Source organism: Nitrospirota bacterium, assembly GCA_016207885.1.
GTDB lineage: Bacteria > Nitrospirota > Thermodesulfovibrionia > UBA6902 > UBA6902 > JACQZG01.
The window spans coordinates 175,206-199,537 of record JACQZE010000005.1 but is presented as its reverse complement, the minus strand read 5'-3'; the positions used below and the strand labels follow the sequence as shown (position 1 = coordinate 199,537).

The following is a 24,332-nucleotide window of genomic DNA, read 5'->3' as shown; positions in this document are numbered from 1 at the left end:
CATGAAGCTATCTCAACTTGGCGAATTCGGCCTGATAAAAAAGATCAAGAGAATCTGTAAAAACAGTTCAAAGGATGTTCTGCTGAACATAGGCGACGATGCCGCTGCTGTAAAGCCAGGGACTGGAACAACCCTGATCTCTTCTGACATGCTTGTTGAAGGCGTTCATTTTGACCTGAAATTCACCTCCTATTATCAACTCGGGCATAAGGTGCTTGCAGTTAACCTGAGTGATATCTATGCGATGGGCGGCAAGCCGAAATACTTTCTCCTGAATATCGGAATACCTGAAAGGTGTGAAGCAAATGACATCAAAGATCTATATCGGGGCATAAAAAAACTGGCTGATATGCACGGAGTCGCAGTTATCGGCGGAGACACCTCAAGCTCAAAACATAACCTTGTGCTCAGCGGCACGATCATAGGAGAAGCAAAGAGGGTTATCTCACGCAAAGGAGCAAAGCCGGGAGACAGCATCTATGTGGCCGGAACCCTCGGCAACTCGGCAATGGGTCTTGAGATATTGAAGCAGGGCAAGGGTAAGAGAGTGAAAGGGATAGATAAGGAATATCTTTGCAAATGCCACCTGATGCCAGAACCTGCACCGTTAAAAAAGACAAAAGATATAACAGCGATGATCGATGTAAGCGACGGGCTGCTGATAGACTTAAGCCACATATGTGATGAGAGCGATGCCGGCGCAATTATATATTCTGATAACATCCCTCTCTCAGAAGAAATATTAGCCGTCGCAAAGAAGTCAGGCAAAGACCCGCTCAGCTACGCGTTAAAAGGCGGAGAGGATTTTGTCCTTCTCTTCAGCTCTTCAGCAAAAAACAGGAAAGACGCCTTCAGGATCGGGGAGATAATAAATAAGGGACGATATATAATAGACTCCAACGGCAAAAAACAGGCGTTCAGGTCAGAAGGGTACGAGCATTTCAGAAAATAGATCACATCATTAAGTTGTCATATTAACTGGTTGTCATTCCGGCTTGTCCGGAATCATGCTCTTATTCATATTGAAAAAGTGATTCCGGACAAGCCGGAATGACATAATTAGAGATTTTATTTTATGGCTTATCTCAGAGACAAATTCAAAAGCATAATGCAGGTGCATGAGACGCCGCACCGCATCGCGCTTGCGTTTGCACTCGGGGTATTCATGGGCAACTCGCCATTCCTCGGCCTTCACTATGTAGGAGGCATCTTTCTCGCGTGGATATTCCGCCTGAACAAACTGGTTGCTTTTGTAGGGGTGAGCGTCAACAACCCGTGGACCATTGTGCCGATCTCCACATTTTCTGTATGGCTCGGAGCAAAGATCCTTATGATAAAAGATGTCCTTCCTGAAGTGGATTGGAACGCCATGACATTCACTACGGTCATGGCATGGCTTAAGAGCCTCGTAACGGATTCTGATAATTTTTTCAATCTTATACTCGACCTGATGCCGCTGATCAAATCTTTTTTTGTAGGCTCTTTTATAGTATGTACTCTTTCATCGATCGCAAGCTACTTTATCATTCTGGGGGTAGCCAGGAGATACAAGAAGATCAAACATGCCGCATAACCTGACACGCATTCACGTCCTTCTCTTTATCCTCACCTTTATCACAACCACCCTCGCAGGAGTTATGCTAAGCGGCATCGCCCCGTGGGAGGAACCTGCAAAGATATATATGGGCCTGCCGTTCTCCCTGACTTTGCTCTTTATCCTTTTAGTACATGAGTTCTCGCACTACTTCATGTCCCGTAAACATCATGTACAAGCCTCGCTTCCATACTTCATCCCGGCGCCGTCACTCATAGGAACATTCGGGGCGATAATAAAGATGAAGCCGCCGATACCAGACAGAAGGGCGCTCATAGATATTGGCGCTTCAGGCCCGATAGGCGGATTTCTGGTTGCGGTTGTCGCTGTCATCATAGGACTGAAGCTCTCCACAATAATCCCGATAGATGAGATGAATAAGATGCCTGAGGCGATGTCTCTCGGCAGTTCAATGCTCTTTTATTTTCTTTCCAATATTGTCCTGAACATAGACCCTGATAAATTTGAAGTGGTCCTGCATCCTGTCGCATTCGCAGGATGGATAGGCCTGCTCGTTACCGCGCTCAACCTTCTGCCTGTCGGACAACTTGACGGCGGCCATATTATCTACGCGCTCTTCGGCAGAAAGCATGAGATCATCTCAAAGATAACAATCCCGCTGCTGGCAATTATGGGCGCATTCTTCTGGACAGGCTGGATGCTATGGGCTGTGCTGATGATAATAATCGGTTACAGGCATCCGCCGGTTGTATACGAGATGGTCGAGCTTGATAAAAAAAGAAAGCTCATCGGCTGGGCCGCGCTCTTGATCTTCATAATTACATTCACCCCTGTGCCGATGCAGGGGATGTAGGTTAACTCCTATTCCTTCCGCTGTCATTCCGGCGGCTCCGTCCAGCCTACTCTTGGCTTGACCGGAATCGTTCTTTTTTATGTCATTCCCGACCTGATCGGGAATCCAGTCTTTCATTCCCCTCTATCAAGAGGAGTTTCCGCCTGAGGCGGATTTGCCGAGGTGAAAGGTGTGTGTTTTAAAAAACCAAACTTAATGAACATATAGATCAATGCAACGAGGCGCGTATCATGATTCACTTACTTACTGAACCAGTTTTATCATTCCCTTTTTCCAACCAGATCATAGACCTTTTTTCTGTGAATGATTCCGAAGATGCGGACTTCTTTATTAACTATCTTGAAAACCACCCTGTAATCACCAACCCTTAATTTCCAGTAACCTTTAAGGGTCTTCCTGAGCGGTTCACCGAATTTATGCGGTTCTGTGGAGAGGCGTGTTTCAATAGCTTTTTTGATGCGGGTTCTCAGTTTTTTATCTAAGGCAGGTATATCAATATCCCTGACATCGGGATGGTATATAAGGTCAAATCCCAAATCTACCAGGCCTCATCATGCTTTAATGGCTTCGATTTACGGAAGGTCTTCTCCCTTGATCCGGCAAAGGCAGACAGGGCTATATCCTCATGTATCTCAATCGCCTCCCTGATAAGGTCGCGTACTTTCAGGGATAGAGACATCCCATCTTTTTGTGCCAGCGTTTCTACGGCATTATAAACAGGCTCTTCGAGTACCACATTGATCCTGGGCTTTGTAGTCGGCATTTCATACCCTCCGGATTCAGTGTAACACATATGGTTCACCTGTGCAACTATACGTTTGTGCGTCTTAACCATAAAAAAGGGGGCTCTGACCAGAGCCCCCTTCAAATTTAATTTGCAAAGAAAACCTTAAGCAGCGTACTTCTTGATCCGCCAGTATTCCGCGTTGAGCGTCTCAACGACATAATCAAGCCTGCCTGTCCTCATCCACTTCCCGATAGCTGTAAAGAATATCAGCGGGTTCTTCATCGCGATCGACATGAGTATGGAGTAGAAGTTGACGTTCCCTGAACGCGTGAGGTAGTTCTTCCTGAAGAAATGATTCTGCATCTTTTTGCGGATATCCCTCAGCTCTTCTTTCGGGAATGTTATAGCCATAAGCGGAAGCTCGGGCTGCCTGTGCGCCCAATTTTCAGAGAACGGGATGTTCGGGTCGAGCCAGCCGTTCTTTATCGCCATATCATATATATCCGTTCCGGGATAAGGCGTGAGGAAATAGAATGCCGTGTAATCTGCTTCAATATCCTTTGCGACCTGATAGCTCATCTCTATATCTTCAAGCGTCTCTTCGGGGTTGCCGATAATGAATGTCGCAAGAGTCCTTATATCGAGTTTTTTGCAGAGCGCGAATGATTTCTTGATCTGCTCGGTCCTGTCGCCGTGGCCGCCCTTGCCTAACACCTTCAGAATCTTGGGAGAGCCGCTCTCAACGCCGAAGTCAAGCTGCACAAGCCCGGACTCCTTCATAAGCTTCATGAGAGATTCATCTGTCTGGTCTACCCTTGACTGGCCTGCCCACACGACTCCCATATTCCTCTTCATAATGTCCTCACAATACTCCCTGACCCAGTTCTGGTTCAGCGTGAAGGTGTCGTCACAATAGTAGATACCCTTGATCCCGTATGTCTTATGAAGATGCTCTATCTCGTCAACAACATTCTTGACGGAACGCCTCCTCGTCTTTCTTCCGAAGATATTATGGCTGCCGCAGTAGATACACCTGTACGGGCAGCCTCTGCTTGTAACGATGGTCGTCTGGTTCTCGGTCGCATAGCCCCTGATAATGCCGGGCGGCATTAAATAGGGCTTCATATCTATAAGATGGCGCGCCGGGAACGGGATCGAATCCAGGTCTTCGATCAATTCACGCCTGCCGTTGTCAACGATCTTTCCGTCTTCCCTGTACATGACCCCTGTCACGCCTTTGAGGCCCTCTCCCTTTCCGAGCTTTTCGCAGACCTCAACCATCGTTGCCTCGCCCTCGCCGATAACTATGAAATCAGCTCCGAACTCATTCATCGTCTCAATGGGCTTTACAGTCGTATGAACGCCGCCGCAACAGATCGGCACATTCGGGATCTCCTTCTTCAGCTTCTTCATCATATTCAAAGACCTCTGATATCCAACGGTCAGAAATCCCAGGCCTATCAGGTCAGGTTTGAACGTCTTGATCTCACTGATAATAGTATCGTGGTATTCAGGGTCTGCGTCATAACACTGAACAGTATGGCCAGCCTTCTCCAGCATGGCTGCCACATACATCAGACCTAACGGCGGGACAACGTTATTACCGTCTAAAACCTGTGAATTGATAAGCGTGACTCTCATAGGCACCTTCCCTTATAAAAGATTTGTTTATTTCTTTAACCGCAGCAACAGGAACATTTGGTTTCCTGCTGCGGTTTCTTGCCTTTTAATGTTACCGAATAGAAGTTTATATACTCAACCTTCTTGTAAAGATAGTTTTGAGTCAGCTGGACATCCGGGAAGCCGGATTCAACAGCCACCTCGACAAAACGCTTGTCTGTCAGGGCGCCGGAAAGACACGCTCCCCAGAGCTCCTTGTCCCTCTTCATATATCCCGGCACAGGCTGGTCAGCGATAATATCCGATATAACAAAACGCCCTCCGGGCTTTAGTATCCTGAAGACCTCTTTGAAGACATCGGTCTTGTCTTCAGTCAGGTTTACAACGCAGTTGGATATTACAAGGTCTATCGTATTGTCTTCGGCAGGCAGGCTGGCAAGGTCGCCTTTTCTGAACTCAACTACATTGTAGCCGAGGTTGTCAGCAACAGCCTTTGCATTCTCCCTGGCAGTATCCAGCATCGCGTCTGTCATATCAACGCCTATGACCTTGCCATTCTTTCCAACGCGTTTGGCAGCTATAAAGCAGTCTATCCCTCCGCCGGAGCCGAGATCAAGTACAGTCTCGTTCTCTTTGAGTTCTGCAATGGCCGCAGGATTGCCGCATCCATAGGATACGTCCAGCACCTTATTGGGTATATGCTTGAGATCATCGGGGTTATATCCTGTAGGACAGTAGTAGTTCAGTTCCGGCGTGTCTGCTGCCTGGCCGTACTTCTTCTTTACCTTCCGGGCAACGTCTCCCTTGATCTCAGGCCTGCAAACGTTCTCTTCATCTTCAACATCAACAGAGAGCACGCATGAGCAGTGGTAACAGCCGACCTCTGTCTTGTCATCAATAGATGTAACAGCATTCGCCAGGTATGGAGGAAGTTTGGAATCCATGGCGTTATACACATGAGGCGTGACATACCCGTCCTTCTTTTCAGGCGCGACGCCTTCAGCAGCCATGTCCCACATGATATCTTCATATAATGCTTTGTATGTAGAGCAATAAGGGTCCTGGGCCTTTATGGAGCCCTTGCCGAAATCAACTTCGCTCGCGTAATAGCTGTGCGAGGTGCATCCGCCGCCGCAGAAGAACTTCAGGTAACAGTCCCTGCAGCCGTCCTTGTCCTGAACCGTATTCTCCCTGCCGCACCGCATCATATCCGAGCCCAGCCATATGTCCTTAAGAGACTTGTCTCTTATAGAGCCGGAATCAAATGCAGGGTCGCCGTTCAGAGAGCCGCATGGATAAACATGGCCGTCGGCATTTACGCATATCTTTTCATAGCAGTTATTGCAGAGGTCGTTCTTCCTTCCCCTCTTGTAGCGGATACGCGCCTTCAGGGATTCCTCGTTGTCAACGATGACATCCTGCTCCTGAAATACCTTGCGCTGCTCCTTCATGATACTGGTTACCTTCTCAGCCGGGACATACAGCTCATCCACATTGCTTGCGCCGCGCCCCTTTGAATGCATCCAGAGTATGTGATGGTCTTTGATGCCGAGTTTTGAGAGAAATTCAGATGTCTCTTTTATATTGTCTTCGTTGTACTTGCTTATGGCGGTTGAGATTATAGGGACTATGCCGATGCTGACAAGCCTCTTTACGCCGTCAACAGCCTTGTCAAAACTGCCTTCACCGCGGAGTTTGTCATGTATCTCAGCGTTGGGGCCTTCGAGGCTTACCTGCATTACGAGCTTCGGGCCTTTGAGCTTTTCGAGCCTTTTGATCTTTTCATCATCAAAAAGAGTGGCGTTAGTGAGAAGTATAAGTTCGCGGTCTTTTGTTTTGGTGATATATTCAATGACCTCAAAGATGTCATCTTTTATAAAGGGCTCTCCGCCGGTTACATAAAAACGGTTCACGCCCAAAGCAACAGCATCGTCAACAAGCTTCTTCACCTCTTCTGTGCTAAGCTCATCTTTAAGCTTGGCCCCTGCGCTCACAAGGCAGTGTTTGCATCTCAGGTTGCAGGCAAGCGTGGTATATATCCAGAGCTCGTCAAGCTTCCCCGGCGCGATGGCCTTTGCCCTCCCTTTGTATGCTGGTTTTACAACAGGCTTTTCAGATATGAACTGAAGGGTTCCGGCTGCGCTGATAAAATCCGACACCTCGGAATTTATCTTCTCGTTATCAGGATATCTTTCAGACATTATCCTCTTGATATCGGAAACGGTATGTTTGCCGTTGCAAAGCTTAAGTATCTCAAGCCCGGTGCGGTTTACGCTTATCCAGTTAGGCGCCTGAGGGTCTATGAGAAGCTGTATGCCCTCTTTTTCTTTTACTATGTAATCTGTTGAGTAGAGAGTATCATCAGCCTTAAAGGTCTTGAATATAGTTTCGTTGACCTTCCAATTGTCCAGTTGATATTGCTGAATCCGATCATCTCTTTCTGTTCCGCAGCATGCTTTTGCCATAATATCCTCAATTTTTACGAAAAATATATAGTTAGTTTAGCATATAAACATGGTATTATTTTGAGCAGGAACAATGTCAGATGCTTAATGGACTTTTCATAGTTACTTATAAATTACGATAACATTATAATATTTATAAATACAAGGCTGCGTATCATACATTAATAATGTAAAATAGTCCCATCTGTAAGATCATAGGTCAATTTCTCCAATCGATATAATTATGGCGCGTCCAAAAATAATGTTCCAATGCCAGAGCTGTGGATACGCAAGCCCGAAGTGGCTTGGCAAGTGCCCTGACTGCGGCAGCTGGAACAGTTTTTCCGAAGAAGAGCGCATTACAAAGTTCGCGGCAACAAGGGCTGCCGAACCCGTCTCACTCTCCAGGATAACCGCATCCTCCTATGAAAGGACATCAACAGGCATAGCCGAGCTTGACAGGACTCTTGGCGGAGGGGTTGTGATGGGCTCTGTCGTGCTTATAGGCGGCGACCCCGGCATCGGCAAGTCTACCCTCATCCTGCAGGCGCTCAAGGGGCTCACAAAGATAGGCAAACTTCTTTATGTCTCAGGAGAAGAATCTCCCGAACAGGTAAAGATGCGGGCAGACAGGCTCAATATAAAATCTGACGACATAATCCTCCTTCCCGAAACTTCGCTTGAAGGGATAATGACTGTAGCGCAGGCGGTCAATCCAAAGGTCATAGTCATTGATTCGATCCAGACGATATTCTCTCATGAACTTCCATCCTCCCCAGGCTCTGTCGGACAGATAAGGGAGTGCGCGACAAAGCTGATGTTCATGGCAAAGAAACACGGGACACCGCTCTTCCTTATCGGGCATGTCACAAAAGAGGGAGCAATCGCCGGCCCGAAAGTGCTTGAGCATATAGTGGACACAGTGCTCTATTTTGAAGGTGACAAAGGAAACCCGTTCAGGCTGATAAGGGCGGTAAAGAACAGGTTCGGGCCAGCAAATGAGATAGGCGTCTTTGAGATGACTGAAAAAGGGCTCCGCGAAGTTGACAACCCGTCACAGCTCTTTCTCTCTGAAAAGCCGAATGATGTGCCCGGCTCTGTCGTAACGGTATGTATTGAAGGCACAAGGCCGCTCCTCGTTGAGATACAGGCTCTCGTCTCAACCTCAAAGTTCGGCGTGCCGAGAAGGATGGGGCTCGGCGTGGATTACAACAGGATAAACCTGCTTATCGCAGTCCTTGACAAGCGAATCGGTATGCAGCTTGGCGGCATGGATGTATATGTCAATGTTGTCGGCGGCCTCAAGATAGATGAGCCTGCTGTTGATATGGGGATCATCACAGCCGTCGCCTCTTCATTTAAAAATAAACCTATAGCTCCGGGCATCATCACATTCGGCGAGGTCGGGCTGTCAGGAGAGCTTAGAGCTATCAGCCAGGCTGAGACAAGGATCAAAGAGGCAGCAAAGCTCGGTTTCAAAAAGGCCATCGTCCCCACTAATAACGCGAAGAAGATAAAGGGTCTGGATATCGAGGTGATAGGAGCAAAGAACCTTGAGGAAGCGCTGGATATATTATTCTTTTGAGTTAGGGAAAACATTAAGAGTTTAGCTTTGTCATTCTGGCTTGTCCAGAATCATTCATAATATCTTAAATTAGATTCTGGACAAGCCAGAATGACAGCATAAGTGTTTTATATATGAAAAATAAAATTCTTCTTACATTCTACTTCCTATTTTTCACTTTAACCATCATCGCCTGCGCCCCAAAGACAGCCCCGCCTCCTGTTTATGAAAAAACCGCTCCATCATTAGCAGAGATCATTGAAGCAACCGGGCTTAAAGACATTGAGACATTCAAAGCCATAACAGATATAAAGGTTCTGGCTGACGGCAAACCTCACTCTGATGTAAGCGCATCAGCGGTACTGAGGAAACCCGGCATGTCGCATATAAAAGCATATAAGTTCGGCATCCTTGTTGGCGACATCATTATCAGCGACGGGCAGGCGCATGTCCTCTCAGGAAAGGTGAGCGACAAGGTGAAAGAGTTCAGCAAGGAGCTTTATAACGCCGTCTTCTGGTGGGATGATATGAAGGACGCGGAGATATACAGGCGCGGAGATGATTTCACTTTAGAGAAAGCGAACAAGGTGATAACTCTGGACAGCGCAACCCTTCTTCCTCAGAGGCAGGAGATAAGAATAGGTGAGAGAAATATAGTAATTATGTATAGCTCACCAATAAAGTTTGATGAATTCTGGTATCCGTCAATGATGGATATAAGCCTTGATAATTATGAATTCAAAGTCAGGATTGAGAAGTTGAGATTGAATCCGGAGATCCCGGAAGAAGAGTTTAGTCTGCCTTAAACTATGGAAGTCGGACTTCCATAGTTTATAAAATAAATTTGAGATAGTTGTCTTTTGTGATTACTGTATAGTCTGCATTATTATATGATTCAAGCCATCCCTTCGGCGACCCGGCCTTTGTTTGTTTCCACTTTATCTCATAACCGTGAAGTTTTCCTTCCGCTTCTTCAACAAGGTCTATCTCTTTCCTGTCGTAAGTCCGCCAGAAATAGTTACTGGCAAAGATCTGCAAATATTCCTGCTTCTTTATTCTCTCCATAACTATATAGTTTTCCCATAACATCCCTGTATCGTTTCTTGCTGTCAAAGGATTTAGATTGCCTATAACAGCATTGCGGATGCCGTTGTCATAAAAAAAGTAGCGGGGGCTTTTGCTTATCTCCTTTCTCAGATTCCTGCTGAATCCGGAAAGCCTGAATATTACAAAAGCCTTCTCAAGCAGGTCAAGATATTTCTCGACCGTATTTTTACTCATTCCAAGCTGTGTACCGAGTTCATTATATGAGACCTCTTTCCCGATCTGAAATGCAAGCAGTTGCAGAAGCCTCACAAGTTTGCCGGAGTGCCTTATCCCCTCAAGCTCAAGTATATCTTTATACAGATAAGAATTTACTATCTCTCTAAGGTAAAGCTCTCTCTGCTTGTTATCATTAATTATGACCACTTCGGGATAGGAACCGTATATCAGCCTCGCATCAAGGTTCGCTTCTGTTTCATGTGCCTCCTCAATCTCCGATATCTCCATCTGCGCAAGGGAAAAAAGTTTTATTACAAACTTTCTGCCAGTAAGAGGTTCCCCGATATCTTTAGCCAGATCAAATGATGACGAACCGGTTGCAATTACCTTAACCCCTTTTATATGATCAACTATCATTTTAAGGTTCAGCCCTATATTATTTATCTTCTGAGCTTCATCTATTACCAGCAAGGTATTCTTTCCGACAAAATCCCTGAGTTTTGGAATTGACTGGCTGCTGAGGTAACTCTGAACCGTAATATCTTCTCCGCTTACTGATAGATAATTTTCATCAATGGTTTCCAGATATTTGTTAATAAGGGTGGTCTTTCCAACCCTGCGCGGGCCGTATATTACAATTACCTTGTTGGGAGAAATCAGATTCTCCAGGTTCTTAAGCTGTTTTTGTGGAATATAAATTGACATAATTTATTGAAATTCAGTCATTGTATTGACTAAATTATAACAAATTATGTCAATAAGTCAAGCATTCCATTATTAGTTAATCATATGGCTAAATAGGGATTTGTATGAGATGAACTATGTGAGTTAGTTGAATTCCTATGGTGATTGGAATGGACTACCGAAAAACTGCGGCTGAACCCGGAGGTTCCGGAGGAAGAGTTTAGAGTTGATTAATGACTTTATTAGTTTTGTACAGCAAACTGCATGATAATTCCTCGCATAGTTCCAACAATGAATGAACTTCCATCAGGTGAAAATTTTAAAGCTTCTCCATAATCATGATTTGTTCCCAGGTTAATTTGGCTTATCATCTTACCACTATGTGTATCCCACAGATTTACTTTCCCATCGTTGCCGGTTGAAAGAACAAGGTTGCCATCAGGAGAAAATACTATATCGTTTACTCCTTCATTATGAGCGTCAATGCTCCACAGTTCTTTTTCACTTTCGACTCCCCAAATTCTAATGACGCCATCAGAACTTCCTGCCGCTACATATTTTGCCTGCGGAGATAGATCTCCACAGATCCAGGCCCCTGAACTTTTAAACAGATAGGCTAACAAACCCTTTTGACGTGTAAATGTTTTGATTAGCTTTCCACTGTTAATATCCCACAGCATAGGCGAGTCATATTTTTGTATGGATAAAGCGTACTTGCCATTATTAGAAAAGACGGCTTTTTTAATATTCCATTCATTATTAAAATTTTTAATCACATCCCCTGAGTTCACATTTAATAGTTTCAAAGTAGATTCTTCAGCTGTTCCGACAAGAAGTTCTTTTCCGCTTGGGGAGTAATCTACTGTAAATGCAAGACTATATTTGGCTTGTACTTTTCTTAATACTTTCACCTCGTTTCCTGTTGTCACATCCCACACTCTTATTGTACCGTCTATACTGGCAGAAGCAGCTGTTAGGCCATCAGGAGAAAAAGCCACAGATTTAACTTGTCGTGAATGTCCGGTAAAAGTAAAAATCTCATTGCTGTTAGATATGTCCCATAGTTTTATATGACCTTTATCTAAATAGCTTCCTTTATCAGGAGGTATGTCATGTCCTGACAAAATTTTCTTGCCATCAGGGGAGATATCAACTGATAAAACAGTCTCCCCATTATAATTACCAAAAGTTTTTATAAGTTTTATGCTTTGACTTTGAGCTGTAAAAGGTGAGAAAACTGATAGGAAAAGAGCTAAAAAGATTAGTAGTTTTTTCATTTAAGTTAATAGTTACGATTCCGGACAAGCCAACAGTAGGCAGGACGGAGCCGCCAGAATGACAAATTAAAGGTTACTCCAACCCGTACTCCTTCCATCTCTCATCAACAAGCCTCTTGATCTCATCAGACATAAAAAGTTCATCAGGCCATTCGCGGGTCATGCCTTCTTCTCTTGTCTTGCGGGTTGCATCTATGCCCATCTTTGAGCCGTAGCGCGGGAAGTTCGCAGCGTGGTCGAGGTCATCAAGCGGGCCGTCTGCTATGACCACATCCCTCTTCCAGTCAACATTATTGAGTACGCGCCATGCGGTGTAAGAGATGTTCTGCACATCAACATCATCGTCAACGATTATGAGGAGCTTTGCGAACATCATCTGCCCCTTGCCCCAGAGTCCGTGAATTATCTTCTTCGCGTGGCCGGGATAACTCTTCTTTATTGATATGAGGGCGCAGTTGTGAAATACCCCCTCCATAGGCAGGTTCATGTCCTTTATCTCTGTGAACTCCATCTGAAGCAGCGGGAGGAATATCCTCTCTGTCGCCTTGCCGATATAGCAGTCTTCCATAGGCGGTTTGCCTACAAGTGTTGCGGGATAGATCATATCCTTTCTGTGTGTAATGCACGTGACATGGAATACAGGATATTGATCTGCGGCAGAGTAAAATCCGGTATGGTCTCCGAACGGCCCTTCTATGCGTGTCTCTCCGGGCTCAAGATAGCCTTCAATAATAAGCTCGCTGTTTGCCGGAACTTCTATTTCGGATGTAATGCATTTGACCATCTCAACAGGCTCTTTTCTGAGAAAGCCTGCAAACATCATCTCATCGATCGCCTCAGGAAGCGGCGCGGTTGCTGAGTACATGACAGCAGGGTCGCTTCCGACAGCGATTGCGGCGGGCATGCGTTTGTTCATCGCCTTGTATTTGTCATAATGGCGCGCGCCGTCTTTGTGAATATGCCAGTGCATACCGGTTGTCTGTTTATCAAATATGTGGATACGGTACATGCCGCAGTTCGGCCTGCCTGTCTCCGGGTCTTTGGTAAATACCATCGGCAGTGTAATGAACCTGCCTTCATCAGTCGGCTGTCCGTCACTTGGCCAGCATTTTATTATCGGGAATCTGCTCAGGTCGGGATTATCCTTTTCTATGACCTCCTGACACTGAGCGTTTTTGACCGTCTTTGGGAAGAACTTTGAGAACTCAAGAAGCTTCGGGAGCATCGAGAGCTTCTCCATAAGCGTCTTTGGAGGGGATTGCTTGAGCAGATCATTTATTCTCGCGGCAACATCATCAATTTTGGCAACTTCAAGCGCCATCGCCATTCTCTCAAATGAGCCGAAGATGTTTGTCACAACAGGAAATTGGGAACCTTTTACATTCTCAAAGAGTAGCGCCTTGCCTCCGTCGGGACTCTTGCAGACCCTGTCCGTTATTTCAGATAGTTCAAGGATAGGGTCAACCTCAGCCTTTATCCGCTTCAGCAGGCCCTTCTTTTCCAGAAGAGCAATAAATTCTCTAAGGTCTTTATAAGCCATGAAGATATGATACAGGAATTAAGCTGTTGGGAACAAGATAGATGGTTAAGCCTTTTCGTAATCCTGTAGTTCCTTTATAGTCTGAGGATTATAAGTATTCAGCTCTAAGCCCTGGCACTTTATCATGCAGGCGAACTCAAAGATCTCAGCATTCCTGAGCATACTCTTCAGATCTTTGCCAATAGCTATCTGGCCGTGTCCCCGGAGAACAAGTATGTTGCAGTCAGTGCCCATGATATTCGCTTTGATATCCTCTGTCAAAAGCTGGGAGCCCGGATTTGAATATGAGATAACCTTGATGTTCTTCAGATACGCCGGAACCTCCGGGATAAAGTTCAGATTGAAATCAAGCGTCCGGGCGCAGGCAAGCGTTGTCGCGTATGGAGACTGGAAATGCAGTATCGCCTTTACATCCGGCCGCTCAAGGTAGATAGCCCTGTGAAACGGCGCCTCCATGGAAGGTTCAGTCCCGTCATATTTATCTTTGTCATCAAGATAGCATGTTGTTATGTCATCCTGTGTCAGTTCGCCGAGCCAGGCGCCGGCAGATGAGATCGCGAACATGTTCTTGTAGAGCCGGGAGCTTATATTCCCGCTTGAGCCGACGACAAGTCCGGCTGCACTTACCTTATGAGCGTGGCTGATGAGCTTTTCTATCATATTTAATTATCCCCACTTTGACAAAGGGGGGCATGGGGGGATTTCATGATTAAAGTGTATATAGTTTTCATTTTAAAATCTCCCCTAACCCCTCTTTGCCTAAGAGGGGAACCGCCACTAACATTCTACAATGGAAGAATATAATTTAAAAGAGTAAAGACAAATACCGTAATGCTTATGTAGCCGTTCATATTAAAGAACGCCATATCCAGCCTGCTGAGGTCTGTCGGCCTGACAAGTGAGTGTTCATAGAGAAGCATCGCGATTGCGATTAGAATCCCGAAAAGATATATCGCAGAGAGATGGAAAAGGGGAATGAGAAGCAAGAGCATCGAGACGGTTATGAGGTGAAACAGCCTTGCAGTCCACAGGGTCTTATTTATCCCGAACCTGCTCGGCACTGAATATAGATTCTGCTCTTTATCAAAATCAATATCATGCAGCGCGTAAAAGAGGTCAAACCCCGCTACCCAGAAGAGCACCGCTATGACAAGCGGGAATATCTCCGGCTCTATAGCGCCTCTTACAGCAGCCCAGGCGCCGAATGGAGCGAATGCTATTGCAATCCCCAGCACCACGTGACATAACCATGTGAACCTCTTTGTATATGGGTATAGGATAATTATAGCTATGGCAAACGGCGAGATAAGGAAGCATAGAGGGTTTAGTTTATATGCCGCTGCCACAAAGACCGCAAAAGCAACGATCGTAAAGAAGAACGCCTCGCCTGATCTTATCACACCGCTTGGAAGCTCCCTCTCCTTTGTGCGCGGGTTGAGGGCATCTATCTTTTTATCAACGATCCTGTTAATCCCCATCGCGCCGGAACGCGCGCCGAACATCGCTATCGTTATCCAGAATATCTGCCTGATCGTCGGGATGCCGCCTGCGGCGAGCAGCGCGCCGGTAAAGGCAAAGGGCAGGGCAAAGACCGAATGCGAGAACTTTATCATCCTGAGATAGTCAGTAATTTTTTTCAGCATGGACATAACGACTTATTGTAGTTTCAGGCAAGAGGAAAAGCAATATCAGGAAATTGTTTCAAGATGTTTGAAGTTTCCCTTTGCCAATGTTAAAATAATTTCCGCTCTTTCACCTGACTTTTAAAAGAGCCCTTATATCTGCCATGGCTGAGATAATCCCGTTCAAAGGTGTTTTATATAATCCTGAAAAGGTCGATGCCGGAGCTGTTACGGCGCCTCCATATGATATAGTCTCGCCTCAAGCCAAGGATAAACTCTACGAAAAAAGCCCTCACAACATCATCCGCATAGATTTCGGCAAGGACAATGAGGGAGACGATGAGAATGAGAACCGCTATTCAAGGGCATCCGCGTTATTAAACGATTGGCTTGAGAAAGATATTCTGCGTCAGGACTCTGAGCCGGCTTTTTACTGCTACGAGGCAACCTACAGGGTTGACGGTGAAGAGAGGAGGCTGAGGGGCATTCTCGGCGCGGTGAAGATTGAGGAGCTCGGCTCAGGGGAAATACATCCCCACGAGGAAACACACTCAAAACCGAAGTCCGACAGGCTGAATATCCTCCGCTTCTGCAGGGCAAATATAAGCCCGATCTTCTCCATCTACAGCAGCGCTGAAAAAAAGGCCTCATCAATATTGGAAAAGATTGTAAAGAATAAGCCATTTCTCGAAGCTATCGACAACGACGGCTTTATTAACAGGCTCTGGAAGATAAATGATAAAGCGTCGATAGATGCCATAAGAAAAGAATTTTCAGATAAGGACATATTCATCGCTGACGGCCATCACAGGTATGAGACAGCGCTTGCCTTTAAACATGAGATGGAGCAGAAGGGCGAATTAAAGACAGGTGACGAACCATTTAATTATGTATTGATGTTCCTTGCGAATATGGATGAGCCAGGCCTGACGCTCCTGCCCACACACCGGATGGTCGAGATAGACAGCAGCATAAATATCACTGAGATCCTGAGCCACTGTTTTGATATTGAAGCATTTTCATATAACAATGACTCCGAAGAAAAGACGGCTATGGATAAGATGTTCCATGCCATGAAGACAAAAAAATATTCAATCGGGATGTTTGATAAAGATGAAAAAAAGTATTATGACCTCAGCTTCAGATGCCCGCATGACAGCCTTGATTCTCATGATATCCTCAAGAAGCTTGACGTGACCGTGCTTCATAAACTCATATTCAGGGAGATCCTGAAAGTCACAAATTATGAATATGAGATGTCTCCTGAGGTCGCTGTTAAGCGTGTGAAGAGCAGCCCTGCGCGCGCGGCATTCTTCCTGAGCCCTACAAGGGTGGAAGACCTCAAGGCGGTCGCGCTTGAGGGGCAGAGGATGCCGCCGAAATCCACATACTTTTATCCGAAGCTTCTGACCGGCATGGTCATTTTTAAATTTTAAATATTAATAAGAGAAGGCCATAAAGATGAAGATAGGCATCATCTCAGATTCGCACGACCATTCAGAAAATATCATAAAGGCTGTTAACGCCTTCAAAGAGAAGAAGGCCGAGTATGTCATACACCTCGGCGATTACGTAAACCCCGCCTCGATCAAACTCTTTAAGGATGTAAAGCTTGTCGGCATATTCGGCAACAACGACGGCGACAAGTTCAGGCTGATCAATTCCTTCAATGAGATAGGCGGAGAGATAAAGGGCGACTTCCACGAGTTTGAGGCTGACGGCCTGAAATGCGCCTGTTATCACGGTACAGAACCCCAGCTCAGAAATTCGCTTGTCGCATCAGGCACATATGATGTTGTGATGTTCGGCCATACGCATAAATGTGTAAATGAAAAGATCGGCGATACCCTTGTCCTTAACCCCGGCACCTCCCACGGCTTCTGGAAGGAGGCTACTGTGATGGTCTTTGACACAGTGGCGAAAGAGGCTGAGATAATAGAGCTGCAGTAATCCGAATCCATTTGCACCCCAACCATTTCCAGCATATGATTTAAATCATGGCACCGGTTTTTGAAATGCGTTTTAATAAAGTACATTCAAAAATAATTTCAACCTAAGGAGGATGCACAATGTTTTGTTATCAATGCGAGCAGACGATGGAAGGCGGATGTGACAAGAAGATCGGGGTATGCGGAAAGAATGAGGACATAGCGAGCCTTCAGGATATAACCATATTCGGGCTGAAGGGTGTCGCGGCTTACGCGCATCACGCAAGGGAGCTTGGAAAGAGCGATCCTGAGATAGATGCCATTACACATGCGGCGCTATACTCGACACTTACAAATGTCAATTTCAGCCTGGCGGACAATATCAAGACAGCGCTGAGCGTCGGCACGGCGACTGTAAAGGCGATGGCGCTTCTTGATGAGGCACATACCTCAAGATTGGGCATACCTGAACCTGTTACGGTCTCTGAGGACAGGGTGCAGGGCAAGAGCATCCTTGTCACAGGACACAACCTCTACGCTCTTGAAGACCTGCTGAAGCAGACCGAGGGCAAGGGAATTAATGTATACACCCACTCTGAGATGCTCCCTGCTCATGGTTATCCGAAGCTCAAGAAGTTCAGCCACTTGAAGGGCAATGTGGGCAAGGCATGGCATGACCAGAGAAGGGTCTTTGACGACTTCCCCGGAGCCATCCTCGTCACAACAAACTGCGTGATGCCTGTGAGAGGCACATACGGCGACAGGATGTTCACCTATGACGTAACCGGCGTTGAGAATTCGTCAAAGATCGAGAACAATGATTTCTCTCCCCTTATTAAGAAGGCGCTTTCTCTGCCTGATGCAGATGTCAAATCAGACAAGACGCTGACAACAGGTTTTCATCATGAGAATGTCCTTAAGCTTGCTCCTCAGATAATAGATGCGGTCAAGGCGGGAAAGATCAAGAGGTTCTTTGTTATAGCAGGGTGTGATTCGCCGGGTGACGGGAGCGATTACTTCAGGGAGCTGGCAGAGCTTGTTCCCAAAGACTGTGTGATACTGACGACTTCATGCGGAAAGTTCAGGTTCAATGACATTGATTTCGGCAATATCGACGGCATCCCCCGCTATATAGACCTCGGGCAGTGCAACAACTCCATCTCCGCGGTCAAGATCGCGCTCGCGCTTGCTGATGCGTTTAAATGTTCTGTGAACGAACTGCCTCTTACCATAGCGCTCTCATGGTTTGAGCAGAAGGCGGTCGCCATACTTCTCGGCCTCTTCAGCCTCGGAGTAAAGAATATCTACCTCGGGCCCAAGCCGCCTGAGTTTGTGACGCCGGGCGTATTGAAAGTGCTTCAGGACAACTTCAGCCTGAAGCTTACAGGTGAAGCTAAAGTAGACATAAAGAACATGCTGGGATAATTAAGTTACAAGTTTTTACATATGCAGTATAAACAAAGACCCTCTGAGAAAAGATCTCAGAGGGTCTTTGGAATAAACAGATCAGATACTTATTTCTTTTTGTGTGAAGAACACTTTGTTGACTTGCCGCTTGCGGAATTCTTGCATGCTTTTCCTGCCTTGGTCTTTGCTGTGCACTTTGCCTTCTTCGGAGCAGCTGCCTTCTTTGCTACCTTCTTCTTTGCAGCCTTCTTCGGTGCGGCTTTCTTCTTTGTCGCCATGCTTCCTCCTTTAAGGTTTACATGATATGAATCTATGCATAAGTATACCAGAATAAATAGTTAATACATAGGGGTATGAGTGAAGAGCAATAAAGGCGATAAGAAGCTGATAGTATTTTCAACCGCCGATAGTATATAATTAGTTCCCCTTCATGCGGTTCCTGCTCTGTTTCCTCAAACGGTCCGGAAGAAGTAGTGCAACCTGTATGGCGGCATATTATAATTTATAAAAGAGAGGTTTTATGAAACGTGAAGATATAAGAAACATCGCGATCATCGCCCATGTCGACCACGGCAAGACAACGCTTCTTGACGGCATGCTTCAGCAGGCAGGTATATTCCGCGCAAATGAAAAGGTGCGTGAGAGGGTGATGGACAGCAACGACCTTGAGCGTGAAAAAGGAATCACGATCATGGCGAAGAACACCGCTGTTGATTACAACGGCATCAAGATAAATATCATAGATACACCCGGCCACGCCGACTTCGGCGGTGAGGTGGAGAGGACGATGAAGATGGCGGACGGCGTTCTGCTTCTCGTTGACGCTTCTGAAGGCCCTCTGCCCCAGACGCGGTTTGTATTGAACAAGGCGCTTGAGCTGAACCTGCCGCCTATCCTTGTTGTGAACAAGATAGACAGGCCTGACGCGAGGATACAGGAAGTTCTGAATGAGGTATACGACCTCTTCATCGACCTTAACGCGACTGAAGAGCAGCTTGAATTTCCGGTTGTTTATACAAACGCAAAGGTCGGAACAGCGATGCTCGACCTCAATGACAAGCCTGAGAACCTTAAGCCTCTCTTTGACCTGATCGTTAATACTGTTCCGCCTCCTCAGGGAGATAAGGACGCGCCCCTTCAGCTGCTCGTAACAAATATCGATTACAACGACTATGTGGGCAGGATGGCTGTAGGCAGAATATTTGCAGGCACTGTAAATGTAGGCGATGCCGTTGCTGTGATAACCATAGACGGTAAAGCGGTAAAGACAAAGATAACTTCAATGTTCACTTATTCCGGCCTTGAAAGGGTAGAGACAAAGACGGCATATGTCGGCGACATCATCGCGCTTTCCGGAATTGAAGGCATTAACATTGGTGACACGATCACAGATGTGGAAAAACCTATGCCGCTTCCGAGGATCAAGGTGGATGAACCCACCATCTCAATGATGTTCTCCATCAACACATCCCCTTTCGCAGGCAAGGACGGAAAGTTCGTTACGTCAAGGAACCTGAGGGACAGGCTCGAGAAGGAACTGCTTTACAACGTCTCCATCAGGGTGAGCTTTGACAATACGGATTCATTCAAGGTCATGGGCAGGGGAGAGCTCCAGCTCGCGATACTCATCGAGATGATGAGGCGCGAGGGTTATGAGCTTTCAGTGTCAATGCCTGAGACGATCACAAAAGAGATAAACGGCGTAAAGCATGAGCCCATGGAGCTTCTTGTTATTGACGTGCCTGAGGATTTTGTCGGCGTTGTGACACAGCAGATCGGCATGAGAAAGGGCAAGATGCAGAAGATGCAGAATAACGGAAAAGGCAGGGTGAGGCTCGAGTTCAGGATCCCCTCCCGCGGCCTGATAGGTTTCAGGTCGCAGTTCCTCACAGACACAAGGGGCACAGGCCTTCTCAACCATCTCTTTGACGGTTATGAGCCGTGGCACGGGCCGATGACATCAAGGCAGACAGGCGCGCTTGTTTCAGACAGGACAGGCAGGACCACTACATACGCGCTCTTTCACCTTCAACCGAGGGGCGTTCTCTTTATCAGGGACAACATACAGGTCTATGAGGGCATGATCGTCGGCGAGAATTCACGCGACAACGACCTTGATGTCAACGTGACCAAGGAGAAGAAGCTCACCAACATCCGCGCATCGGGCACTGACGAAGCGCTTCAGCTCATCCCGCACAGGCAGCTTACACTCGAGCAGTCCATAGAGTTTATCAAGGAAGACGAGCTCATAGAGGTAACGCCGCAGTTTATCAGGCTGAGAAAGAGGGTGCTTGATGCGGGCAAGAGGCCGAAGAGAAGGGAGTAGCGTCAGCCTTGCTTCTCCTGTTTTCTCCTGTTCATTAACAGGATCGCCGGAATTCCGATGATACCGGGCAAAAAGATCTGCGGGTATTTGATCGCAAATACAACAGGTTTAAGTGAGAACCTGACAGCGGTTCTTAATGCTTCATGCCTGCTGATATAAGCTGCAATCGGCGGTGAATATTTATAATAAATGTTTACCATTTTTCTGCCGATCGAATTGGTTATAAGATATCTGTCACGGAACTTCCTAAGTATCTTTACATCATCTGCCATATATGATCCATAGGCTGCTGTTGCTATAAAGCATTTGCCTCCGCTCTCTCCAGAGAAGTTGTAATGCACCACCTTTGGGGAAAAGAGGATCAGCCTGCCGTCTTTGCCTCCGACAATAAGATCCTGCTTTCTGTCATTGTTCCAGTCGGCGGCATAGAGGCGGGAGTGAGCAGCCCCTGAGGGGCTATCAGGATACCGCAATGTTTGGCCGTCTGCCCAGGAGAGTTTCCTGGCGCTGTTAAATACAGGCGCGGCATTTGTGCCGGCATTTTCCAGAAAATATACATACCCTTCATATTCTCCGGCCAGAAGGTCTTTCTTCCCGTCATTGTTCCAGTCAAAGACACGCGGGGCGGACCTGGACCCGATATCAAAATCAACACCGCTGACCTTCAAACGATATGTGGAATCAGTGAAGTAAGTGCTTTGAAAAACAGGCGCAGAGGATGTCCCGACATTGAGATAAACATATATAAATCCATCCATATCCCCTATGAGCAGGTCGTTCAACCCGTCTCCATTCCAGTCTTCCATGACAGGGGTGGCTCTTGCTGTAACCATCAGGGGCAGGCCGCTGGCCATGACCAGGCTGCCCCCGTCAAGCACAGGAGATGTGCTGCTGCCTGTATTAATAAAAATATGCACATAGCCGTCGCCATCGCCTACAAGCAGATCCTGCTTTCCATCATTGTTCCAGTCCACGACTGAAGGGTATGAACCCTGTCCGACAAGCCCGGGCACATTCAAAGGGGCACAGGATGGGCTGCAGGCCTGGATATAGGATGGCGCGCTGAAAAACGGTTCATCGTCCGTGCCTGTATTTTCATAATAGCTCACATATCCATTGTTGCTATTACTTTGCCCGATAAGGAGGTCTTTGTTGCCGTCACCGTTCCAGTCATAGACCACCGGAACAGACCAGAGCCCTGTGACTATGTCACCGGAAGCATCCTGCAGGTATCGGCCATGATCAAGTTTTGTCAGATAGTCGGCGCAGGCATTACCGGAGAAGATCAAAGGGAGATAAAAGAAGATCAGAAATGCCGCCAGTCTTAAACCGCTACTAATGTTTGACATTGTTCATATCTCCTTTGTCAAAACATTTTCTCAGCATCATTCTATAAAAACAGTTTCATGGCGTGGCTGATGTATTGAACAAATGGGGATCTCGTAAAAAACTGACACAATTATAATCTAATTGAAAGAAGCGGTCACTCGGGGATACTGCTGATTTTATCTTGATATAAACCTTAGCCTTAACCGAACGCGGCAAAGCCGTTAACAGGCCCGCGCGCTCCGGTCAGGTTATAACCCTACAGGCTCTTTCGGCGCGAAATTAGCCGCCATCGTCCAGACCTCGGCCGCGCCCTTCTTAAGATTGTAAACAGCCAGAAAATCATAGCCCATCTTCTCTACCCATGGTTTCATGAACTCGCGTTTCTGCACGATCTCCTTTTTCTGTTCAAGGTCTTCGACAAGTTCAACGCGTCCCTGCACCCTTATCTGGGTAAGATTCTCAAAATTATTATTATTGAAACACATCTCCACCTGCGGATTTTCAGTCAGCTGTTTGTGCAGCTCTTTCATCTTTCCTGTGTGAAATACTATCCCGTTCTCATCCGCTTTATACAGAAGCAGTCCCCGCACATGCGGCTTGTTCCCTTCAATTGTTGCCAGATGGAATACCGGATTAGCATTCAGAAACTCAAATATCTCGTTTTTGTTCATCTTGACCTCCTCATGCTCTTTCTAATTTGTTTTTTGTATCTAAATATTTCAATACGTTTTGGTTTGCAATACCTTTATTTCTGACAGCAAGAAAAAGCAAAAAGGCCGCTATGCTTCCGGCAAGATGGCTGATTGGAATTAAAACAAATGTTTGTTTCTCCCCATAGGGAAGAAGCGATGAATTATAGTATATTTCTAAAGCAATCTTAATCGGGAGGGCTACTATGATACATAAACATATATTGCGCCATGGAGTTGGCTCACGAAGGCCAAAGAGTGCACTATAGTAAATAGCTCCACATGCCACCCCTGATAACCCTCCGTAATACATCATGCCGGGTTGAAAGATGAATAACGTTATCCCGATGAAAGTTGCCGACAACACACAAAGCAGCTTGAAATGATTATACCCTCGGCGCTCAATAATCCATCCGGCAATACCAAAGACCAGAAGATTGTAGAATAAATGGATATAATTGAAATGAACAAAGTGAGAAGTAACGATACGCCATAATTCACCTTCAGAAATAGCCGTCCGGTCGTATATCAATACTGACGTTATGCCAGGCATTATACTTCCTATAATGCATAACGCAAGAACCATCATTGTAAAAAATGGCAAATATAAATCTATGCTTTTCTCTTCTGCCATAACCAATATCCACCTGAAACAAAAACAAATATTAAGAAATATGCATCAAGGCTGCCTCCTCCGGTATATCCTGGCTTATGCTCTATTTTGTAGTCTTCAGGAGATTCTTTTATTTTTTCCTTAAGCAACCCTAACTGTACATCGAGGTTTATTATGAGGTCTTTACTCGCTTCCTGAAAACCCAACACCCTGTCCGTTCTCAATTGTTCTGTCAGATTAACAGGTGTTGCATTACTTTTTTTATAATTAATGCCTGGAGCCCGGAAAAGCATTTTGCGGCTTTTTATATCATAAATTGATGCATCAACCATAGTGTGGGTAGCATTCTTTTCTCCTGGAACTATATAAGCGCCAACAATTGTCCAATATGTTATGGATGCTATTCCCTGATCCGTAAATTGAGTTTGATCGTATGAAAGCAATGCGATAACATCGACCCCATACATTGTGCGGATTTGGTCTAAATTAGCAAAACTTCCTTTTTCAGCCAGATAAGCGGACGGAATCAACTCAATGGATTTCACAAAATCATACTTCTTGAAATGCATGCTGACTTCCTTCATTAAATCCATTTTATCCTGCTCCGTCAGGGAATTATAGGAATCTGTTGTCTCAGGAACAAAGGCAATGCCGACTCGTAACGGCAGTGATAATAATGGAATGCCCGGGGTGTCGATATATCCCTCCTTATCCGGATATAGATATTGAAAAGCACTGCTACTATGGTGATTTTTTCTCTGGGCAGCACAACCGATTAATGCAACACATCCTATTAATGCAAACAAAACTAAACCATACTTCTTCAATGATGTCATATTCATTTTATGTCTCCTTTCTTATCTCAAAAAATTAATTTACTATCACTCGGAT

Annotated in this window: 23 protein-coding genes; 9 read left to right on the top strand and 14 right to left on the bottom strand. The window is 45.9% G+C overall.

Annotated elements, in window-relative coordinates; all coding sequences use genetic code 11:
* Position 1 precedes the first annotated feature (1 nt).
* The 3 genes from thiL (at position 2) to HY807_04870 (ending at position 2,408) form a co-directional block, all read left to right on the top strand.
* Positions 2-952, top strand: coding sequence for a thiamine-phosphate kinase (gene thiL, locus HY807_04880; GenBank protein ID MBI4825738.1), 951 nt, complete (start codon positions 2-4; stop codon positions 950-952).
* A gap of 123 nt (positions 953-1,075) precedes the next feature.
* Positions 1,076-1,573, top strand: a complete 498-nt coding sequence (locus HY807_04875; protein ID MBI4825737.1) for a DUF2062 domain-containing protein — start codon at positions 1,076-1,078, stop codon at positions 1,571-1,573.
* On the top strand, positions 1,563-2,408 hold the full coding sequence (locus tag HY807_04870) for a site-2 protease family protein (GenBank protein MBI4825736.1): 846 nt from the start codon (positions 1,563-1,565) through the stop codon (positions 2,406-2,408). The genes HY807_04875 and HY807_04870 overlap by 11 nt, the downstream gene beginning before the upstream one ends.
* Positions 2,409-2,668: 260 nt before the next feature.
* Here HY807_04870 and HY807_04865 read toward each other — a convergent pair whose 3' ends face one another.
* The 4 genes from HY807_04865 to HY807_04850 all read right to left on the bottom strand — a co-directional run bounded on the left by HY807_04865 (position 2,669) and on the right by HY807_04850 (position 7,220).
* Positions 2,669-2,944 carry a type II toxin-antitoxin system RelE/ParE family toxin gene (locus tag HY807_04865; GenBank protein ID MBI4825735.1) on the bottom strand — a complete coding sequence of 92 codons (276 nt, stop codon included), beginning with the start codon at positions 2,942-2,944 and terminating at the stop codon, positions 2,669-2,671.
* 2 nt (positions 2,945-2,946) lie between these two features.
* Entirely contained in the window at positions 2,947-3,171 is a 225-nt protein-coding gene (locus tag HY807_04860) for a toxin-antitoxin system, antitoxin component (GenBank protein MBI4825734.1), read from the bottom strand.
* Positions 3,172-3,297: 126 nt separating this feature from the next.
* On the bottom strand, positions 3,298-4,776 hold the full coding sequence (locus HY807_04855; GenBank protein ID MBI4825733.1) for a cobalamin B12-binding domain-containing protein: 1,479 nt from the start codon (positions 4,774-4,776) through the stop codon (positions 3,298-3,300).
* A gap of 35 nt (positions 4,777-4,811) precedes the next feature.
* Positions 4,812-7,220 (bottom strand): methyltransferase domain-containing protein, encoded by a 2,409-nt coding sequence (locus tag HY807_04850; GenBank protein MBI4825732.1) that lies wholly within the window; start codon positions 7,218-7,220, stop codon positions 4,812-4,814.
* Between the two features lie 223 nt (positions 7,221-7,443).
* Here HY807_04850 and radA point away from each other — a divergent pair, with 223 nt between their 5' ends.
* Positions 7,444-8,784 carry a DNA repair protein RadA gene (radA, locus tag HY807_04845; GenBank protein ID MBI4825731.1) on the top strand — a complete coding sequence of 447 codons (1,341 nt, stop codon included), beginning with the start codon at positions 7,444-7,446 and terminating at the stop codon, positions 8,782-8,784.
* 113 nt (positions 8,785-8,897) lie between these two features.
* Positions 8,898-9,569 (top strand): hypothetical protein, encoded by a 672-nt coding sequence (locus tag HY807_04840; protein MBI4825730.1) that lies wholly within the window; start codon positions 8,898-8,900, stop codon positions 9,567-9,569.
* Between the two features lie 25 nt (positions 9,570-9,594).
* On the opposite strand, the gene HY807_04835 is transcribed toward HY807_04840, so the two are convergent.
* The 5 genes from HY807_04835 to HY807_04815 all read right to left on the bottom strand — a co-directional run bounded on the left by HY807_04835 (position 9,595) and on the right by HY807_04815 (position 15,176).
* Positions 9,595-10,731, bottom strand: a complete 1,137-nt coding sequence (locus HY807_04835) for an ATP-binding protein (protein MBI4825729.1) — start codon at positions 10,729-10,731, stop codon at positions 9,595-9,597.
* 221 nt (positions 10,732-10,952) lie between these two features.
* Complete coding sequence (locus HY807_04830) at positions 10,953-11,987, bottom strand: WD40 repeat domain-containing protein (GenBank protein MBI4825728.1); 1,035 nt, start codon at positions 11,985-11,987, stop codon at positions 10,953-10,955.
* Positions 11,988-12,060: 73 nt separating this feature from the next.
* Complete coding sequence (locus HY807_04825; GenBank protein MBI4825727.1) at positions 12,061-13,527, bottom strand: menaquinone biosynthesis decarboxylase; 1,467 nt, start codon at positions 13,525-13,527, stop codon at positions 12,061-12,063.
* Between the two features lie 45 nt (positions 13,528-13,572).
* The gene (locus tag HY807_04820; GenBank protein MBI4825726.1) at positions 13,573-14,187 is read right to left on the bottom strand and encodes a class II aldolase/adducin family protein; all 615 of its coding nucleotides are present in this window, start codon (positions 14,185-14,187) and stop codon (positions 13,573-13,575) included.
* A gap of 125 nt (positions 14,188-14,312) precedes the next feature.
* The gene (locus tag HY807_04815; GenBank protein ID MBI4825725.1) at positions 14,313-15,176 is read right to left on the bottom strand and encodes a UbiA family prenyltransferase; all 864 of its coding nucleotides are present in this window, start codon (positions 15,174-15,176) and stop codon (positions 14,313-14,315) included.
* Between the two features lie 137 nt (positions 15,177-15,313).
* Between HY807_04815 and HY807_04810 the strand changes: the two genes are divergently transcribed.
* From HY807_04810 to hcp, 3 genes are all read left to right on the top strand, one after another.
* Positions 15,314-16,585, top strand: a complete 1,272-nt coding sequence (locus tag HY807_04810) for a DUF1015 domain-containing protein (protein MBI4825724.1) — start codon at positions 15,314-15,316, stop codon at positions 16,583-16,585.
* Positions 16,586-16,610: 25 nt separating this feature from the next.
* Positions 16,611-17,099: a metallophosphoesterase gene (locus tag HY807_04805; protein ID MBI4825723.1), complete on the top strand. Its 489-nt coding sequence runs from the start codon at positions 16,611-16,613 to the stop codon at positions 17,097-17,099.
* A gap of 119 nt (positions 17,100-17,218) precedes the next feature.
* Positions 17,219-18,502, top strand: coding sequence for a hydroxylamine reductase (gene hcp, locus HY807_04800; protein ID MBI4825722.1), 1,284 nt, complete (start codon positions 17,219-17,221; stop codon positions 18,500-18,502).
* 89 nt (positions 18,503-18,591) lie between these two features.
* On the opposite strand, the gene HY807_04795 is transcribed toward hcp, so the two are convergent.
* The gene (locus tag HY807_04795; protein ID MBI4825721.1) at positions 18,592-18,762 is read right to left on the bottom strand and encodes a hypothetical protein; all 171 of its coding nucleotides are present in this window, start codon (positions 18,760-18,762) and stop codon (positions 18,592-18,594) included.
* A 242-nt stretch (positions 18,763-19,004) separates the two neighbouring features.
* Between HY807_04795 and typA the strand changes: the two genes are divergently transcribed.
* Entirely contained in the window at positions 19,005-20,810 is a 1,806-nt protein-coding gene (typA, locus tag HY807_04790; GenBank protein ID MBI4825720.1) for a translational GTPase TypA, read from the top strand.
* Positions 20,811-20,812: 2 nt separating this feature from the next.
* Here the strand turns inward: typA and HY807_04785 are convergent, their stop codons facing one another.
* The 4 genes from HY807_04785 to rhlP form a co-directional block, all read right to left on the bottom strand.
* Positions 20,813-22,159: a VCBS repeat-containing protein gene (locus tag HY807_04785; GenBank protein ID MBI4825719.1), complete on the bottom strand. Its 1,347-nt coding sequence runs from the start codon at positions 22,157-22,159 to the stop codon at positions 20,813-20,815.
* A gap of 228 nt (positions 22,160-22,387) precedes the next feature.
* Positions 22,388-22,810 carry a pyridoxamine 5'-phosphate oxidase family protein gene (locus HY807_04780; GenBank protein MBI4825718.1) on the bottom strand — a complete coding sequence of 141 codons (423 nt, stop codon included), beginning with the start codon at positions 22,808-22,810 and terminating at the stop codon, positions 22,388-22,390.
* Between the two features lie 10 nt (positions 22,811-22,820).
* The gene (gene rrtA, locus HY807_04775; protein ID MBI4825717.1) at positions 22,821-23,462 is read right to left on the bottom strand and encodes a rhombosortase; all 642 of its coding nucleotides are present in this window, start codon (positions 23,460-23,462) and stop codon (positions 22,821-22,823) included.
* Positions 23,441-24,268 carry a rhombotarget lipoprotein gene (gene rhlP, locus HY807_04770; protein ID MBI4825716.1) on the bottom strand — a complete coding sequence of 276 codons (828 nt, stop codon included), beginning with the start codon at positions 24,266-24,268 and terminating at the stop codon, positions 23,441-23,443. Before rhlP ends, rrtA begins: the two co-directional genes overlap by 22 nt.
* Positions 24,269-24,332: the final 64 nt, after the last annotated feature.